The 17441-nt window shown below is 55.3% G+C and carries 15 protein-coding genes; 5 read left to right on the top strand and 10 right to left on the bottom strand.

Annotated features, from left to right (window positions below; all coding sequences use genetic code 11):
* The first annotated feature begins 150 nt into the window (after positions 1-150).
* The 3 genes from CU081_RS19245 (at position 151) to ldtC (ending at position 5927) form a co-directional block, all read left to right on the top strand.
* A complete protein-coding gene (locus CU081_RS19245) occupies positions 151-1224 on the top strand; it encodes an acyltransferase family protein (RefSeq protein ID WP_003857923.1) in 1074 nt (357 codons plus the stop codon).
* 145 nt (positions 1225-1369) lie between these two features.
* Positions 1370-4816: a transcription-repair coupling factor gene (gene mfd / locus CU081_RS19250; RefSeq protein WP_022650792.1), complete on the top strand. Its 3447-nt coding sequence runs from the start codon at positions 1370-1372 to the stop codon at positions 4814-4816.
* A 145-nt stretch (positions 4817-4961) separates the two neighbouring features.
* On the top strand, positions 4962-5927 hold the full coding sequence (gene ldtC, locus CU081_RS19255; protein ID WP_022650791.1) for a L,D-transpeptidase LdtC: 966 nt from the start codon (positions 4962-4964) through the stop codon (positions 5925-5927).
* A gap of 77 nt (positions 5928-6004) precedes the next feature.
* Here the strand turns inward: ldtC and bhsA are convergent, their stop codons facing one another.
* Positions 6005-6262 carry a multiple stress resistance protein BhsA gene (gene bhsA, locus CU081_RS19260; RefSeq protein WP_006809234.1) on the bottom strand — a complete coding sequence of 86 codons (258 nt, stop codon included), beginning with the start codon at positions 6260-6262 and terminating at the stop codon, positions 6005-6007.
* A gap of 245 nt (positions 6263-6507) precedes the next feature.
* On the opposite strand from bhsA, the gene CU081_RS19265 reads away from it, so the two are divergent.
* Complete coding sequence (locus tag CU081_RS19265) at positions 6508-7143, top strand: TetR/AcrR family transcriptional regulator (RefSeq protein WP_100185513.1); 636 nt, start codon at positions 6508-6510, stop codon at positions 7141-7143.
* Between the two features lie 59 nt (positions 7144-7202).
* Here the strand turns inward: CU081_RS19265 and CU081_RS19270 are convergent, their stop codons facing one another.
* The 8 genes from CU081_RS19270 to hinT form a co-directional block, all read right to left on the bottom strand.
* A complete protein-coding gene (locus CU081_RS19270) occupies positions 7203-7742 on the bottom strand; it encodes a glycine zipper 2TM domain-containing protein (protein ID WP_003857930.1) in 540 nt (179 codons plus the stop codon).
* Positions 7743-7935: 193 nt separating this feature from the next.
* Positions 7936-9240: an NAD(P)/FAD-dependent oxidoreductase gene (locus CU081_RS19275; protein ID WP_022650789.1), complete on the bottom strand. Its 1305-nt coding sequence runs from the start codon at positions 9238-9240 to the stop codon at positions 7936-7938.
* Between the two features lie 236 nt (positions 9241-9476).
* A complete protein-coding gene (ycfP, locus tag CU081_RS19285) occupies positions 9477-10019 on the bottom strand; it encodes an alpha/beta hydrolase YcfP (RefSeq protein ID WP_006809239.1) in 543 nt (180 codons plus the stop codon).
* 31 nt (positions 10020-10050) lie between these two features.
* Positions 10051-11076, bottom strand: a complete 1026-nt coding sequence (gene nagZ, locus CU081_RS19290) for a beta-N-acetylhexosaminidase (protein WP_058647422.1) — start codon at positions 11074-11076, stop codon at positions 10051-10053.
* A gap of 11 nt (positions 11077-11087) precedes the next feature.
* A complete protein-coding gene (gene thiK, locus CU081_RS19295) occupies positions 11088-11912 on the bottom strand; it encodes a thiamine kinase (protein ID WP_003857937.1) in 825 nt (274 codons plus the stop codon).
* Positions 11893-12537, bottom strand: coding sequence for a penicillin-binding protein activator LpoB (gene lpoB, locus CU081_RS19300; protein ID WP_085929697.1), 645 nt, complete (start codon positions 12535-12537; stop codon positions 11893-11895). The genes thiK and lpoB overlap by 20 nt, the downstream gene beginning before the upstream one ends.
* A gap of 13 nt (positions 12538-12550) precedes the next feature.
* Complete coding sequence (locus tag CU081_RS19305; RefSeq protein ID WP_003857939.1) at positions 12551-12925, bottom strand: YcfL family protein; 375 nt, start codon at positions 12923-12925, stop codon at positions 12551-12553.
* Between the two features lies 1 nt (position 12926).
* Positions 12927-13286, bottom strand: a complete 360-nt coding sequence (hinT, locus tag CU081_RS19310) for a purine nucleoside phosphoramidase (protein WP_003857940.1) — start codon at positions 13284-13286, stop codon at positions 12927-12929.
* 353 nt (positions 13287-13639) lie between these two features.
* Between hinT and fhuE the strand changes: the two genes are divergently transcribed.
* On the top strand, positions 13640-15829 hold the full coding sequence (gene fhuE, locus CU081_RS19315) for a ferric-rhodotorulic acid/ferric-coprogen receptor FhuE (protein WP_039268804.1): 2190 nt from the start codon (positions 13640-13642) through the stop codon (positions 15827-15829).
* Positions 15830-15970: 141 nt separating this feature from the next.
* Here the strand turns inward: fhuE and ptsG are convergent, their stop codons facing one another.
* On the bottom strand, positions 15971-17404 hold the full coding sequence (gene ptsG / locus CU081_RS19325) for a PTS glucose transporter subunit IIBC (protein WP_003857942.1): 1434 nt from the start codon (positions 17402-17404) through the stop codon (positions 15971-15973).
* Positions 17405-17441 lie beyond the last annotated feature (37 nt).

The raw sequence follows: 17441 nt of genomic DNA on the forward strand, positions 1-17441 counted from the left end.
AGATAAATCATCATGCTACTGACTGAACTTCCGCCAGACAGCCTCCACCTTTTCCGAAAATCGTCCTGATACAGACTGTTACCCATTACATCAGGGCTTCATTTTACAACAATCGGCGTTTCGTTTATGGCAACAAGGTCGTCACGCACCATGAAACAAAAAGCATTATGGATTAACCAGATAAAAGGCCTGTGCATCTGCCTGGTGGTAATTTACCACTCGGTGATCACCTTTTATCCTCACCTTGACGGGCTACAGCATCCGTTATCGGGCCTGCTCGCCAAATGCTGGGTCTACTTTAATCTTTACCTTGCCCCGTTCCGTATGCCGGTGTTTTTCTTTATCTCCGGCTATTTGATCCGTCGTTATATTGACGAGGTGAACTGGCGCACCAGTCTCGACAAGCGGCTCTGGAGCATCGTCTGGGTTTTGGCCCTGTGGGGCGTCCTGCAATGGCAGGCGCTGACCCATCTGAATGCCTGGCTCGCCCCCGAGCGAGAACTGGCGACAGCATCCAATGCGGCCTACGCCGATTCCGTTTCAGGGTTTGTACTGGGAATGCTCACGGCCAGCACCAGCCTGTGGTATTTGTACGCGTTAGTGGTCTACTTTACGCTCTGTAAGCTGCTGAGCCGCTGGAAACTGCCGATGCTGGGGATTCTGGCGCTGGCAAGCATCGCCATCAACTTCCTGCCGTTACCGTGGTGGGGAATGAACAGCGTGGTGCGCAACATGATCTACTACAGCCTCGGCGCATGGTACGGCGCGCAGTTGATGGCGTGGATGAAAGGGATGAATTTGCGCCGCAGCTGGCTGGTACTTATCGCCTCTGGCGCGGTGTCGGTAGTGCTGTGGTTCGCTAATGTTCCTCTGCCGCTCTCACTGCTGTCGATCGTAGTCATCATGAAGCTCTTTTACAGCTTCGAGCAGCGTTATGCCGTTCATCCCAATAATCTGCTGAACGTCATCGGTTCAAACACCATCGCGATTTATACCACCCACCGCATTTTAATTGAGGCGTTTAGCCTGCTCCTGATTCGCGAAATGAATGCGGCGTACTGGCCGATCTGGGCGGAGTTAACGCTGATTCTGGTCTATCCGTTTATCAGCCTGCTCGTCTGCACGCTGGTTGGGCTGGGGGCACGTAAGCTCTCAACCGCCCTCTTTGGCGACCTTTTCTTCTCCCCTCCCGCGCGGCTTTCTCCACAGACTGCTACCCGTTAATCTCCTCGGCCCCCATCCGGGGGCACTTTCCCTCTTGTGCGGTTACGATTTGCTTATGCATAACGATCGAGGATAATAAAGACATTGCGTATCAGTGATATGCCCCAATACTGTTGGTATATCCCCAAGAGACTCTGACATAGCCATGCCTGAACACTATCGTTTTTCCTTGCCTGTAAAAGCAGGTGACCAACGCCAGCTGGGCGAACTGACAGGCGCGGCCTGCGCCACGCTGGTGGCGGAAATTGCCGAGCGGCATCCAGGGCCGGTGGTGCTGGTTGCCCCGGACATGCAAAACGCCCTGCGCCTGCACGACGAAATTCGTCAGTTCACCGACAGTCTGGTATTCAGCCTGGCCGACTGGGAAACGCTTCCCTACGACAGTTTCTCTCCGCACCAGGAGATCATCTCCTCGCGCCTGTCGACGCTGTATCAGCTCCCCACCATGCAGCGCGGCGTGCTGATTGTGCCGGTGAATACCCTGATGCAGCGCGTCTGCCCGCACAGCTATTTGCACGGCCATGCGCTGGTGATGAAAAAAGGCCAGCGCCTGTCGCGCGATGCCCTGCGCGTGCAGCTGGATGGAGCCGGCTATCGACATGTCGATCAGGTGATGGAGCACGGCGAATACGCGACGCGCGGTGCGCTGCTTGATCTCTATCCGATGGGCAGCGACCAGCCGTACCGTCTGGATTTCTTCGATGATGAGATCGACAGCCTGCGCGTGTTCGACGCCGACACCCAGCGCACGCTGGAGGAAGTGGACTCTATTAATCTGCTGCCCGCCCATGAGTTCCCGACGGATAAAACCGCCATCGAACTGTTCCGCAGCCAGTGGCGCGACAGGTTCGACGTGAAGCGTGATGCCGAACATATCTACCAGCAAGTCAGCAAAGGCACCCTTCCGGCCGGGATCGAGTACTGGCAGCCCCTGTTCTTTAACGAACCGCTGCCGGCGCTGTTCAGCTACTTCCCGGCAAATACGCTGATTGTTAACACCGGGGATATCGACGCCAGCGCCAGCCGCTTTGAAAGCGAAACGCGCGCCCGCTTTGAAAACCGGGGCGTTGACCCGATGCGTCCGCTGCTGCCGCCGGAAATGCTGTGGCTGCGTACCGACGAGCTCAACGCCGAGCTGAAACGCTGGCCGCGTATGCAGCTCAAAACCGATTCGCTTGCCGATAAGGCCGCCAACACTAACCTCGCCTTCCGGATGCTGCCTGACCTGGCCGTTCAGGCGCAGCAGAAATACCCGCTCGATAATCTGCGCAAGTTTCTTGAGTCCTTCACCGGGCCGGTGGTCTTCTCCGTTGAAAGTGAAGGTCGCCGTGAAGCGCTGGGCGAACTGCTGGGAAGGATCAAAGTCGCGCCAAAGCGTATTCTTCGCCTGAGCGAAGCGACCGGAAATGGCCGTTACCTGATGATCGGCGCCGCCGAACACGGATTCATTGATACGCTCAATAACCTGGCGTTGATATGTGAAAGCGACCTGCTGGGCGAGCGCGTCGCGCGCCGTCGTCAGGACAGCCGTCGCACCATCAACCCGGACACCCTGATCCGCAACCTGGCCGAACTGCACCCCGGTCAGCCGATTGTTCACCTGGAACACGGTGTGGGTCGCTATCAGGGGATGACTACCCTCGAAGCAGGTGGCATCAAAGGTGAATACCTGATGCTGACCTACGCTAACGACGCCAAGCTGTATGTTCCGGTGTCGTCCCTGCATCTGATCAGCCGCTACGCCGGGGGTGCGGAAGAGAATGCGCCGCTGCACAAGCTGGGCGGCGATGCCTGGGCGCGTGCACGCCAGAAAGCGGCGGAAAAAGTGCGCGACGTGGCCGCCGAGCTGCTGGATATTTACGCTCAGCGTGCGGCCAAAGAGGGCTATGCGTTTAAGCATGATAAAGAGCAGTACCAGCTGTTCTGCGACAGCTTCCCGTTTGAAACTACGCCGGATCAGGCCCAGGCCATCAACGCCGTGCTGAGTGACATGTGCCAGCCGCTGGCGATGGATCGCTTAGTCTGCGGTGACGTGGGCTTCGGTAAAACCGAGGTGGCGATGCGCGCCGCTTTCCTGGCGGTTGAGAACAACAAGCAGGTGGCGGTGCTGGTGCCGACCACCCTGCTTGCCCAGCAGCACTTCGACAACTTCCGCGACCGCTTCGCCAACTGGCCGGTACGTATCGAAATGTTGTCCCGCTTCCGCAGTGCCAAAGAGCAGACGCAGATCCTGGAACAGGCAAGTGAAGGCAAAATTGATATTCTGATCGGCACTCACAAGCTGCTGCAAAGTGACGTGAAGTGGAAAGATCTGGGGCTGCTGATCGTCGACGAAGAGCACCGCTTCGGGGTGCGCCACAAAGAGCGCATCAAAGCCATGCGCGCCAACGTCGATATTCTGACCCTGACCGCAACGCCGATCCCGCGCACCCTGAACATGGCGATGAGCGGCATGCGGGATCTGTCGATAATCGCTACCCCACCGGCGCGCCGTCTGGCGGTGAAAACCTTTGTTCGCGAGTACGACAATCTGGTGGTGCGCGAGGCGATCCTGCGCGAAGTGCTGCGCGGTGGCCAGGTCTATTACCTGTACAACGACGTTGAAAATATTCAGAAAGCCGCCGACAGGCTGGCAGAGCTGGTGCCGGAAGCGCGCATCGCCATTGGTCACGGCCAGATGCGCGAGCGCGAGCTGGAGCGGGTGATGAACGATTTCCACCACCAGCGTTTCAACGTGCTGGTGTGTACCACCATCATTGAGACCGGAATCGACATTCCGACGGCGAACACCATCATCATCGAACGGGCGGATCACTTCGGCCTGGCCCAGCTGCACCAGCTGCGCGGGCGGGTCGGGCGTTCGCACCATCAGGCCTACGCCTGGCTGCTGACGCCGCATCCGAAGGCAATGACCACCGACGCGCAAAAGCGTCTGGAAGCGATCGCCTCGCTGGAAGATCTGGGCGCTGGCTTTGCGCTGGCGACCCACGACCTGGAGATCCGCGGCGCCGGTGAGCTGCTGGGTGAAGACCAGAGCGGTTCCATGGAAACCATCGGTTTCTCGCTGTATATGGAGCTGCTGGAAAATGCCGTCGACGCGCTTAAAGCCGGACGTGAACCGTCTCTGGAAGATCTCACCAGCCAGCAGACCGAAGTGGAACTGCGCATGCCTTCCCTGCTGCCGGATGATTTTATTCCTGACGTGAATACCCGTCTGTCGTTCTACAAACGCATTGCCAGCGCGAAAAGCGAAGGCGAGCTGGAAGAGATCAAAGTCGAACTGATTGACCGTTTTGGGATATTGCCCGATGCGGCGCGCAACCTGCTGGATATTGCCCGCCTGCGTCAGCAGGCGCAGAAGCTGGGCATTCGCAAACTTGAAGGCAATGAGAAAGGCGGCGTAATTGAGTTTGCCGAAAAGAACCACGTCGATCCGATGTGGCTGATTGGCCTCCTGCAAAAACAGCCGCAGCATTTCCGTCTTGATGGCCCTACGCGTCTGAAATTTACTCAGGATCTGACGGAACGTAAAACCCGCATGGACTGGGTGCGTAACTTTATGCGTCAGTTGGAAGAGAACGCCATCGCATAACGGTTTCCCCCGCCAGCGCCCGGCTGGCGGGGGGACAATTTACAAACTCTTTGCACTTCGCCCGATCTTCCCGACTATACATTCGCCATAATTATCATTAACGCCTTATAAAACAATAACCTTATCATTTGTATGGATTATCATAATGATGATTTCTTCGCGTTTTACCCGCTGGTTAACTCTGGTTGCGCTGGCCGCGACGGTTGCCGTCGCGCTCCCTGCTCGCGCCAATACCTGGCCTCTTCCGCCCGCCGGCAGCAACGTCGTAGGTGAAAACCGCTTTCACGTGGTTGAAAACGATGGCGGCTCGCTGGAAGCGATTGCCAAAAAATATAACGTCGGGTTCCTGGCGCTGTTGCAGGCCAACCCGGGCGTAGATCCGTACGTGCCCCGGGCGGGCAGCGTACTGACGATTCCGCTGCAAACCATCCTGCCGGACGCGCCGCGTCAGGGCATTGTGATTAACCTCGCCGAGCTACGTCTGTATTACTACCCGCCGGGCAAGAACGAAGTGACCGTCTACCCTATCGGTATTGGTCAACTGGGGGGCGATACGCTCACACCTACCATGGTCACCACCGTCTCTGATAAGCGCGCTAATCCTACCTGGACCCCGACGGCAAACATTCGCGCCCGTTATAAAGCTCAAGGTATCGACCTGCCCGCCGTGGTACCTGCTGGCCCGGATAATCCGATGGGACATCATGCAATTCGCCTGGCGGCATATGGTGGGGTTTATCTTCTGCACGGAACGAATGCGGATTTCGGGATCGGGATGCGCGTCAGCTCCGGCTGCATTCGCCTGCGCGATGACGATATCAAAACGCTCTACCGCGTGATCGCCCCTGGCACGAAAGTGAATATCATTAATACGCCGATTAAAGTGTCTGAAGAGCCAGGTGGCGTCCGTCTGGTTGAGATCCACCAGCCGCTATCGAAAAACATCAATGACGATCCGCAGACGCTGCCGATTAATCTGAATGCCTCAATGGTGAGCTTTAAAACGAATGCCAACACCGATGGCGCAGTGATGGAGCGGGCGATGGAAGCACGTTCGGGGATGCCAACCGATGTTACGCGGCATCATGAGGTTGCTCAGCAGTCAATGTAAAGCAGCAATAACGACAAACGCCCTGCATCAGCAGGGCGTTTTTTATTGCAGTGGCATAACGGAGGGTTGCGTTACGCTTATTTGTAGATAACTGCGGTACCGTGCAGGGTGTTAGGACCGGTCACAGAGGTGATGCGGAATGATTTCGCACCCATTTCGTCAGCTTTTTGCGCCAGCTGATCTTCCAGAGAGCCCAGGTTAGTCCCGGCAGTGGCAGAGATGGTACCGACTTTCTGCTGGTCTGCTGGAGTGGATTGCACTTCAACAGCAGCGAAGCTTGCGAAAGAGAGTGAACTCAGAACGGCGGCAGCGATGAGGGTTTTAACGTTTTTCATGATTTTATACCTTTAGGCAGATGATGTAGTGGTCGTTAGTTATTTAGTTAACGATCGATAGGTAAATGATAGATGTGATCCAGGTCACACGTCAACTCATTTTTATAATGGTCGTTAAATTAATTTCATTTGCCTTATATTTCAAAAAGATAAAATTAAATTTTTTTTCAGAAATCACCGCTGGTCGTTGCAGACGTTTATTTTTATAATGACTATTCAACAAAACAACAGAGGACCAACGGCACATGACAACCGATGTCACGCGTTGCGCAAAGAAAAGCCGTGACCGACCAAAAGTGTTCGACAGGGATGCGGCGCTCGATAAGGCCATGACGCTCTTCTGGCAGCATGGGTATGAAGCCACGTCGCTTTCCGATCTCGTGGAAGCTACGGGTGCTAAAGCCCCTACCCTGTACGCAGAGTTCACCAACAAAGAAGGCTTATTCCGGGCCGTTCTGGACAGATACATCTCGCGCTTCGCGGCAAAACATGAAGCCCAGCTATTCTGTGAAGAAAAAACGGTTGAGCAGGCATTACAGGATTATTTCACGGCAATCGCGACCTGCTATACCAGCAAGGACACGCCTGCGGGGTGTTTTATGATCAACACCTCCGCGACCCTCGCGGCATCGTCTAAAGAGATTGCCAACACGGTCAAATCGCGACATGCGATGCAGGAGGAGACGCTCAGCACGTTTCTGGCTCAGCGTCAGCTGCGCGGCGAAATCCCGGCGCATTGCCGTCCGCAGGAGCTGGCCCAGTATCTGAGCTGTATTTTACAGGGGATGTCCATCAGCGCCCGTGAAGGCGCGACGCTGGAAAAATTGCAGGGGATTACGCACACAACGCTGCGCCTGTGGCCTGAACTTCTTAAACTCTGACGCAAAAAAAAGCTCCTCAGCCTGAGCGCATGAGGAGCTAAGTTCAGAGAACATCTTTTTTACACTTTGTTATTCAGTATCAGCTGACCATTGCTGTCGAGAGGGATCTGCGTACCAGGATCTTTATCCATGCGGATTTTGCCCTGCTGATCGCCAATTTTGTAGGTTACGTCGTAGCCCAACATTTTTTCAGACTTGTCATACACGGTTTTACAGCGCTGCTGCGTTGTGGTGTAGGTATCATTTTCCTGCATCGCGCCCTGCACCTGGTTACCGGCATAACCGCCACCCAGCGCACCAACCACCGTCGCGACATCCTTACCACGGCCGCCACCAAACTGATGACCAATCACCCCACCAGCAACCGCGCCCAGCACGGAGCCAGCGATACGGTTTTCATCCTGAACCGGACGACGATGGGTGACAGAAACATTACGGCACTCCTGACGAGGCGTCTTGACCATCTCTTTGATCGGTGTAGCGGAAACCACCTGCGCATACTGCGGGCCACGATCAAGTACGTTCAGACTGGCAACGGCAGCCACACCTAACGCAGCTGCGACGCCAATCCCTATACCCGCCAACATTGATTTATTCACGGGACTTCCTCCTTTGTTGCAATTGGTAGCAATTTTGCAGCGCAATAAACGCTTCGCCAATAAGATAAAGGATCAAAATCAGGGTTGTTGGCCGGGACAACGTGGGTTTAAGAGAACTCTTAAGCGTCAGGAGGGAAATGCACAGCATGATGTGCTAAGAATTCCCTCCGGAGGGTCCGGAGGGAGAGAGAAATTAGTGCAGCTTCAGGCGTGGACGGATCACGCGGTTGATGCGGCCAACCAGCATCATCAGGCCGGTTTTGAAGTAGCCGTGCAGCGCAATCTGGTGCATACGGTACAGAGAAATGTACACGAAGCGGGCGATGCGCCCTTCCACCATCATGGAGCCGCGCATCAGGTTACCCATCAGGCTGCCCACGGTGGAGAAGTTTGAGAGCGACACCAGAGAGCCGTGGTCTTTGTAGACATAGGCTTTCATCGGTTTGCCTTTTATCTGCGCCAGGATGTTATGCAGCACGAGGCTTGCCATCTGGTGCGCAGCCTGAGCGCGAGGCGGGACAAATCCGCCTTCCGGACGTGCGCAGGAGGCACAGTCGCCGATGGCGAAGATGTCCGGATCGCGCGTGGTTTGCAGCGTCGGCTCTGTCACCAGCTGGTTAATGCGGTTTGTCTCCAGCCCACCGATATCTTTCATGAAATCAGGCGCTTTGATCCCCGCAGCCCAGACCATCAGGTCGGCCTGGATGTACTCGCCGTCTTTGGTATGCAGGCCGCCCTCATCCGCGCTGGTCACCATGGTCTGGGTCAGCACGCGCACGCCCAGTTTAGTCAGCTCGTTGTGCGCCGCGCCGGAAATACGCGGCGGAAGCGCAGGCAGAATGCGTTCACCTGCTTCCACCAGCGTCACATTCAGCGCTTCGTTAGTCAGCCCTTTGTAGCCGTAGCTATGCAGCTGCTTGACTGCATTGTGCAACTCCGCCGATAATTCAACGCCCGTTGCGCCGCCGCCCACGATAGCAATGTTGACCTTGCCGTTAGCACCCATGTTGTTGGTGTACTTCAGGAACAGGTTAAGCATCTCCTGATGGAAACGACGCGCCTGATGCGGGTTATCCAGGAAGATGCAGTGCTCTTTTACGCCTGGGGTGTTGAAATCATTGGAGGTACTGCCCAGGGCCATCACCAGCGTGTCGTAGGCCAGCTTGCGCTCAGGAACCAGCAACTCGCCTTTATCATCACGCAGCTCAGCCAGCGTGATGGTTTTGTTTTCACGATTGATATCCACCACCGAACCCAGCTGGAACTGGAAGTGATGGTTACGCGCATGCGCCAGATAGCTGAGCGCATCCACGCCCTCATCCAGCGACCCGGTCGCCACTTCGTGCAGTAACGGCTTCCACAGATGGCTGTGGTTACGATCCACCAGCGTGATTTTGGCTTTCTTACCGCGACCCAGTTTCTTACCCAGCTGCGTCGCCAGCTCCAGTCCGCCAGCACCACCGCCGACAATCACTATCTTTTTCAATGGCGTAGTCAACGTGACCCCCTCAAATTATTAACCAATTGTTAATTAAAAGTCATATAAATAACCCTTAATTAACAACAGGTTACTGCACTGAAACCATTCAGATTCATTGAGAATAGCACGTCAGGCGCATTGGTCATACCAAAATTGATATGTATCAAGTTTTGATGGTTTAAAAGTAGACAATTCTGACAAAAAAGAGGCCCGGTACGCTTTCACGTACCGGGCCTTTATCAGGTTCAGGGAGATCAGCCCAGCGTTTTAAAGGCTTTAATACGCTGCAAGTGCGGGGAAATGTTTTTGAACTTGTGGGTCTGCTCTTCGTCCCAGACAATTTCGTAGTAATGGTGCAGAAGCTCGGCGGCGCGGGAGCTGTTCAGCGCTTCATCGTTGCGGGAGAGGATCACCAGACACCGATCGCGGTTCTTTTCACGGAAATTGCTCACGCATTTGGTGGCGATGTCGGCGTACTCCTCCGGGCGATCGATTTTGCCTTCCATGTTTTCGTTCGGAAACAGGTTAGGATTAAAAATGACCTGACGGATATCGCACAAAAAACCGATGCGCTCTGCCCAGTATCCTCCTAACCCCACGCCGCAGATCAGCGGGCGATCGTCGATATTGAGCTGCAACATTTTATCCACTTCTTTAAGCAGATGCTGCATGTCATGCTTCGGATGACGTGTGCTGTAACTGATCAGCCGGACATCCGGATCGATAAACTGCAATTGCAGCACTTTCTCATGATTACCAGGACTGTTTGAGTCAAAACCGTGTAAATAGATGATCATCGTCTCACCACGCTACGCCTTCCGGGATGAATTAAAGGGCTGCTTTATGTGCCTGCCAGCGCTCGTTCAGGGCTTCAAGCCGGGCGTTTACCGTTTTCCAGCGCGCCGAGTCCATCAGCTCCTGACGACTAAATGAACCTTTATGATACAATTGTGTAACACGTTCAGCATTGATCGGCGACAGGTTATCCAGCACGCTCACCGCCCCTTTACGATTATTGCAGACGAGGATCATATCGCAACCCGCATCCAGCGAAGCCTGCCCACGTTCGGCATAGCTACCCATAATCGCCGCCCCTTCCATGGATAAATCGTCAGAGAAAATTACGCCATTGAAGCCTAACTCCTGACGCAGCACGGTTTTCAGCCAGTGTGGAGAGCCGCTGGCTGGACGCGGATCGACCTCACTGTATATGACGTGCGCAGGCATGATGGCATCCAGCTTGTTATCAGCGATCAACGAGCGGAAAACCGACATATCTTTAGCGCGAATGTCTGCTTCCGGGCGCGGATCGCGCGGGGTTTCTTTATGGGAATCCGCCGTCACCGCCCCGTGGCCCGGAAAATGTTTGCCGGTGGTTTTCATGCCCGCAGCATGCATACCGTCAATAAAGCGCGTCGCCATTGCCAGCGCAATACGCGGATCGTCATGATACGAACGCTCACCAATTGCCGCGCTAATGTGTCTTACGTCCAGCACCGGGGCGAAGCTGATGTCGATATCCATGGCGATCATCTCGCTGGCCATCAGCCAGCCGGCATCCTGCGCCAGTTGACCGCCCTCTTCGATCCCCAGCAGCGCAGCAAAAGATTGCGCGGCGGGTAAACGGGTAAACCCTTCGCGGAAACGCTGCACACGCCCACCTTCCTGGTCTACGGCCACCACCAGGTGATTGCGCGACGCCGCACGGATCTGGCGAACCAGCTCACGCAACTGCTCCGGATCATGATAATTGCGGGTGAAAAGAATCAGCCCCCCTACCAGCGGATGCGCCAGAATTTCGCGCTCTTCCGCATCCAGCTCAAATCCTTCGACATCCAACATTACTGGACCCACACCAACCTCTCTTATCCTTTCGTTTGTAACTGACGCCAGGCATCATTTGCCAGCGCAATAAATTGTTTGTCACCTGTCTGCTGAAGGCGCATTTCAAACCATCCCGCCATCAGCATCAACACCCACGGACGCCAGCGCGCGACCTGCCGCGCAAGGGTGAGCGCATTGATGTTGGCGTTTCGGGCATAGGCGGTTATCAGCTGCTCGCGCGACGCCTCATCAGGCATCCAGACCGCAGCAAGTTCGAGCGCCACGTCACCGTCTCCGGCATATTCCCAGTCGATAAGTTTCTCGCCTGCCGTGGTATGAACGATATTCCCCGCGTGGACATCCATATGCAGCGGCGCCAGACGTAACGCCTGCGGCTCTCCCGCTTTACGCAACCGCTTAAGCTGCGCCAGCCAGTAGGGCGTGCGTCGTCCAGGCGCAGCCTGCTGCCAGTAGTGATCCAGCAAAGGAAGTAACGTTACCCGCCAGCCCAGACGCGGCTGGCGATGCAGATGATACAGCATGGCTGTCAGCGCAGGCGTATCGGGAAGCTCGCTTTTGATCTCACCCGCAATAAACGCCACCGCCATCCAGTCTCTAATAAAGAGATGAGGTTGTGGCGCAAGGTCGGCGGGCAGGCGCTTCAGGGCGCGGAACTGGCGACGAAAATGGGAGGCAGGCGCGGCGGCATCGTGATGCTGACGTAAAACCAGCCGATGGTCGCCATGCTCAATAATGCAACTCGCGCCGCCAAGCCCGGCGGGGGCTTGCGGCGCGATAACATGGTATTGAGGGAAATAACGCGTCAGGACCTCATGACGCGTGCGCTTATTGTTGCGTAACGGCACCTTTACCTGACCAGATAATTTCGCCGGTCTGAACCAGCATTAACTGCATCTGCAACGACGGCGTGTTCACGTTGCCTGTCGCGTTAGAATAAAGGACATACTGCGCGCCAACGTTGCGGGCAATACCAATCGCTTTACTGCGCGAACCCAGGCTGTCCTGAGGCGACAGACCAAGCTGCTGCTTTGCGACCGCGAGCTGCTGAGCAGAGACCAGCGTAAATTTACCGTTGTTTGCCAGCGCGTTGCGCAGGGTTTCCGTCGCTTCTCCCGCATTCAGGGAACCGTTTGTACGGTTGTTCACGCTGTCCACCAGCAGCACGCTGCCGGGCGTAACACCCTGTGCCTGCAACATTTTGCCCACCATCGGCTGCATTGCGCCATTCCAGTCATAGTGGCGTACTCGCGGCGCAGGCTGTGCGGTGTCGTCCGGATGTTCGATCGGGCCAGGCTGCGCCGGAATGGTCGGTACAGACGGCACGGTTGGAACAGGCTGCGCTGGCGTTGTTGGCTGTTCCGTTCCCGGCTTCGCCTGATCCACCGGTGCAGGTTCTTCCGTTCGCGTCACACAACCCGCCAGAAAGAGTGCAAAGGCACTCAGGAGCGCATAACGGCTCATTGTTTTAATCAAGGTTCACTCCTTACAAATAAAGATAAAGTCTCACCTTATGTGCACCCAGATAGCTGGCGCTGCCGTAGAGCGTGACCGACGATCTTGCCGGGATGGTCACGCTGCGCGGCGCCTCAAGCGGGTGCATCTCAAGACCTCTCACGTCATACCAGTAGAAGCGATAATGCACCGTCACTGGCTCTTGCCTTTCGTTATAGAGCGTAGAAGAGGCTGAAGACTGGATTTCGCTTATGGTCAGCGAAGGCTTCTCCGCCGTGATGCCCGCAGCAAGCACTGAGGACTCCATCACCAGCGTCTGTTCTTCACTGACCGGGATGGCTGGACGCGCGCTGCACCCAACCATTACCAGCGTCACGATCAGCGCTGCAATACGCCCAGTTAACATATTAAAGACCTTTATGTGCCAGCATCGGTCCCAGTGGACGTCCACCCAGCAGATGCATATGAATATGATAGACTTCCTGGCCGCCATGGCGATTACAGTTCATGATCAAACGGTATCCGTCTTCAGCAATCCCTTCCTGCTCAGCGATTTTCGCGGCCGCCGTCAGCATACGGCCCAGCGCCACTTCATGCTCGGTTTTAACGTCATTAACGGTCGGGATCAGAATATTGGGAATAATAAGGATGTGCGTCGGCGCCTGGGGAGAAATGTCGCGGAAAGCCGTGACCAGTTCATCCTGATAGACAATATCCGACGGAATTTCGCGGCGGATAATTTTACTGAAAATCGTTTCTTCAGCCATGACCTTTTCCTTTTAAGTTTAATCTGGCGTCGTGCGTCCGTTGTTAACACACATTGTCTGATTTACTGCGTGACACAAGACAAGAGTATGAGCGAGTTTCTCCTGTCCTTTCAACCTTCTCCCGTGATTTCTTTCCTGATCGTCCCCCATCTGGCTGAAGAGGCATCGCTTTAGGACATTTCTTTTCTGAAACCTTATTTCAGTTCATCCCGAAACATCTGTTTACAGCGTTAATCACAATGCGTATATTTCGCATTTGCATTTTCATGCGCATTTTTAACATAGAAAACGACGTCAGCCCGTGCTAGCGGGACTGTCGCGAAATACCTTCACCATTCACTAAGGGTTTGATGATGTCTTTCATTAATCACACCAGGGATGGGCAACGTCAGCCTGCCGCAACACCTTCGTTGCTGGCCGCCTGCATTGCTATGGCATTGACGCCAACCGCCGCTTTCGCTGCTTCAACCACCGAAGATACCGTTGTCGTTGACGGGGGTTTTGACAACACACAGGATCTTTCTGCCAGCCAGGATCAGGATTACAGCGTAAAAACCACCACCACCGGCACCAAACTGTTGCTGGTTCCCCGCGACATCCCACAGTCCGTCAGCGTTATCAGCCAGCAACGTATGGCTGACCAGAATCTGCAATCCATCGGACAGGTGCTGACGAACACCACGGGCATTACGGCCCAGGTGCAGGACAGCGACCGTACCGTGTTTTACTCACGCGGCTTTTTCGTCAGCAACTACGCCTATGACGACTTGCCAACCTCCATCAGTGAAGTGTGGAACTTTGGTGATACCGCCGCCGATACCGCGATTTATGACCGCATTGAAGTGGTTCGCGGCGCCACCGGCCTGATGTCCGGCACGGGGAACCCGGCGGCGTACGTTAATATGGTGCGTAAGCACGCGGACAGCCCGGAATTTAAAGGTAACGTCTCCGCCAGCTACGGCAGCTGGGACAAGCAGCGCTACGTGCTGGATCTCCAGGCGCCGCTGGTAGAGTCAGGTAAGGTACGGGGTCGTCTGATCACCGGTTATCAGGACAACGACAGCTTCGTGGATAACTACCACTACCGGAAGAAATTCCTCTACGGCGTGATGGACGCGGATGTCACCGACAGCACGACTCTCTCGGTAGGGTATGAGTATCAGGAAAGCCATACCGCCGACCCAACCTGGGGCGGACTGCCGACCTGGTACAGCGACGGAAGTAAGACCCACTACAATCGCAGCCAGACCGTCGCGCCTGACTGGGCCTATTCGGATAAAGACAGCACCCGCATCTTCGCTAACCTGACCCAGCGTTTCGATAATGGCTGGGAAGCGCACATCAACGGCATGCATGCTGAAACCAACTTTGACTCTAAGCTGATGTATATGTCCGGCTATCCGGATAAAGAGACCGGCGCGGGCCTGGTGGGTTACGGCGGCTGGAACCGCGGGGAACGTAAACAGGATGCGGTCGACGCCTTCCTGCGCGGCGGCTTCGATCTCTTTGGTCGTCAACATGAAATGATGTTCGGCGGCAGCTTCAGCCGTCAGCGTAACCATTACGACAACTCCATGCCGGATGCGGTATACGGCATGGTTGATGTCGGCAACTTTAAGAACTGGAACGGGAACATTGCCGATCCGCAGTGGACCCCGTGGAAGCTCTACAGCAAAGATGATATTCGTCAGTCTTCAGCCTATTCTTCGGCTCGTTTCTCGCTGGCCGATCCGCTGCACCTGATCCTGGGCGCGCGCTACACCCAATACAATATTCGTTATAACCCGGCAGGATCGCCGAATACCCGTCTGGAAAGCACCAAAGATGATGTCACGCCGTACGCTGGCCTGGTGTATGACATCAATGAGGACTGGTCGACCTACGTCAGCTATACCTCTATCTTCCAGCCGCAGGATAAGCGCGATGCCAACGGACGTTATCTCGACCCTACCACGGGCAAAAGCTACGAAGCCGGGGTGAAGGCAGACTGGTTTAATACCCGCCTCACCACCTCACTGGCGATTTTCCGCATTGAGCAGGATAACGTCGCCAGCAATACCTACACCTACATGCCGAGCGGTGAGTCGATCTATGAATCGCTGGACGGGGTGGTCAGCAAAGGGGTCGAGTTCGAGCTCAACGGTGCCCTGACCGATAACTGGCAGCTGACCTTCGGCGCGACGCGTTACATCGCAGAAGATAAGAATGGCAACGCCGTCAGCTCCGATCAGCCGCGCACAACCATGAAGCTCTTCACCCGCTATCAGTTGCCAATGCTGCCGGAACTGACCGTGGGCGGTGGCGTAAACTGGCAGAACAAAGTGTGGACGGACGTGGAAGGCGGCCCGGCAGGACGTTCCCGCGCGGAGCAAGGCAGCTATGGGCTGGTGAACCTGTTCAGCCGTTATCAGGTCACCAAAGATTTTGCGGTACAGGCTAACGTCAACAACCTGTTCGACAAAGAGTATTACGACTACGTCGGATCGTATGCGGTGTATGGCGCGCCGCTGAACGTCTCGGTGAGCGCGAGCTACGATTTCTGAGTGACAGAAGCCCGGTGGCGCTGCGCTTACCGGGCCTACCCATCACGTAGGCCAGGTAAGGCGCAGCCGCCACCCGGCACCACAAGCCGCAATAATAAAAAAGGCAGCCATTCGGCTGCCTTAGTCTCCCCAGGTCACAGCTTAGTTGTTGCGGATGTACTCATCCATTTCAGTTTTCAGGTTATCGGATTTCGTACCGAAGATTGCCTGAACACCAGAACCTGCAACAACGACGCCCGCTGCGCCCAGTTTTTTCAGACCCGGCTGGTCTACTTTCGCAACGTCGGCAACGCTCACACGCAGACGAGTGATACACGCGTCCAGGTTAGTGATGTTCTCTTTACCGCCGAAAGCAGCTACCAGAGCAGGCGCCATTTCGCTGGTCGCACCGGCTTTGCTGTCTTCCGTTGCATCTTCACGACCCGGCGTTTTCAGGTCCAGTGCTTTGATCAGCACGCGGAAGACGGTGTAGTACACCACTGCGTAGCCTGCACCCACGATTGGGAACAGCCACAGCTTGCTGCTGTTACCGGACAGAACGATGAAGTCGATCAGACCGTGAGAGAAGGACGTACCGTCACGCATACCCAGCAGGATACAGATTGGGAATGCCAGACCTGCCAGTACCGCGTGGATGATGTACAGGATCGGCGCAACGAACATGAAGGAGAACTCGATCGGCTCGGTGATACCGGTCAGGAACGAGGTCAGCGCTGCGGAGATCATGATACCGCCCACTTTTGCACGGTTCTCTGGTTTAGCAGAGTGCCAAATCGCAATTGCGGCAGCTGGCAGACCGTACATTTTGAACAGGAAGCCACCAGACAGTTTACCTGCCGTTGGGTCACCCGCCATGTAGCGTGGGATGTCGCCGTGGAACACCTGGCCTGCTGCGTTGGTGTATTCACCAATCTGCATCTGGAATGGAACGTTCCAGATGTGATGCAGACCAAATGGTACCAGGCAGCGCTCAATGAAGCCGTAGATACCGAACGCCACAACCGGGTTCTGGTAAGCCGCCCACTGAGAGAAGGTCTGGATTGCCGTACCGATTGGTGGCCAGATGAAGGACAGGACAACACCGGTGAAAATCGCGGCCAGACCAGAAATGATCGGCACAAAACGTTTACCCGCGAAGAAGCCCAGATACTCAGGCAGCTTGATGCGATAGAAGCGGTTAAACATGTACGCTGCAATCGCACCGGAGATGATACCACCGAGAACACCGGTGTCTGCCAGGTGCTTAGCGGCAATCTCTTCAGCAGGTAAATGCAGGACCAGCGGCGCAACCACAGCCATGGTTTTCACCATGATGCCGTAAGCAACAACGGACGCCAGAGCGGATACACCGTCGTTATTGGTGAAGCCCAGAGCAACACCGATAGCGAAGATCAGCGGCATGTTAGCAAAAACAGAACCGCCTGCTTCGGCCATCACGTGGGAAACTACGGCTGGCAGCCAGCTGAAGTTTGCAGAACCGACACCCAGCAGGATACCTGCGATAGGCAGTACGGATACTGGCAGCATCAGCGATTTACCGACCTTTTGCAGGTTAGCAAATGCATTCTTAAACATAATTGAGAGTGCTCCTGAGTATTTGTGCTTTTTTTAC

Origin of the sequence: Enterobacter sp. CRENT-193 (genome assembly GCF_002787395.1) — a bacterium.
Classification (GTDB): domain Bacteria; phylum Pseudomonadota; class Gammaproteobacteria; order Enterobacterales; family Enterobacteriaceae; genus Enterobacter; species Enterobacter hormaechei_C.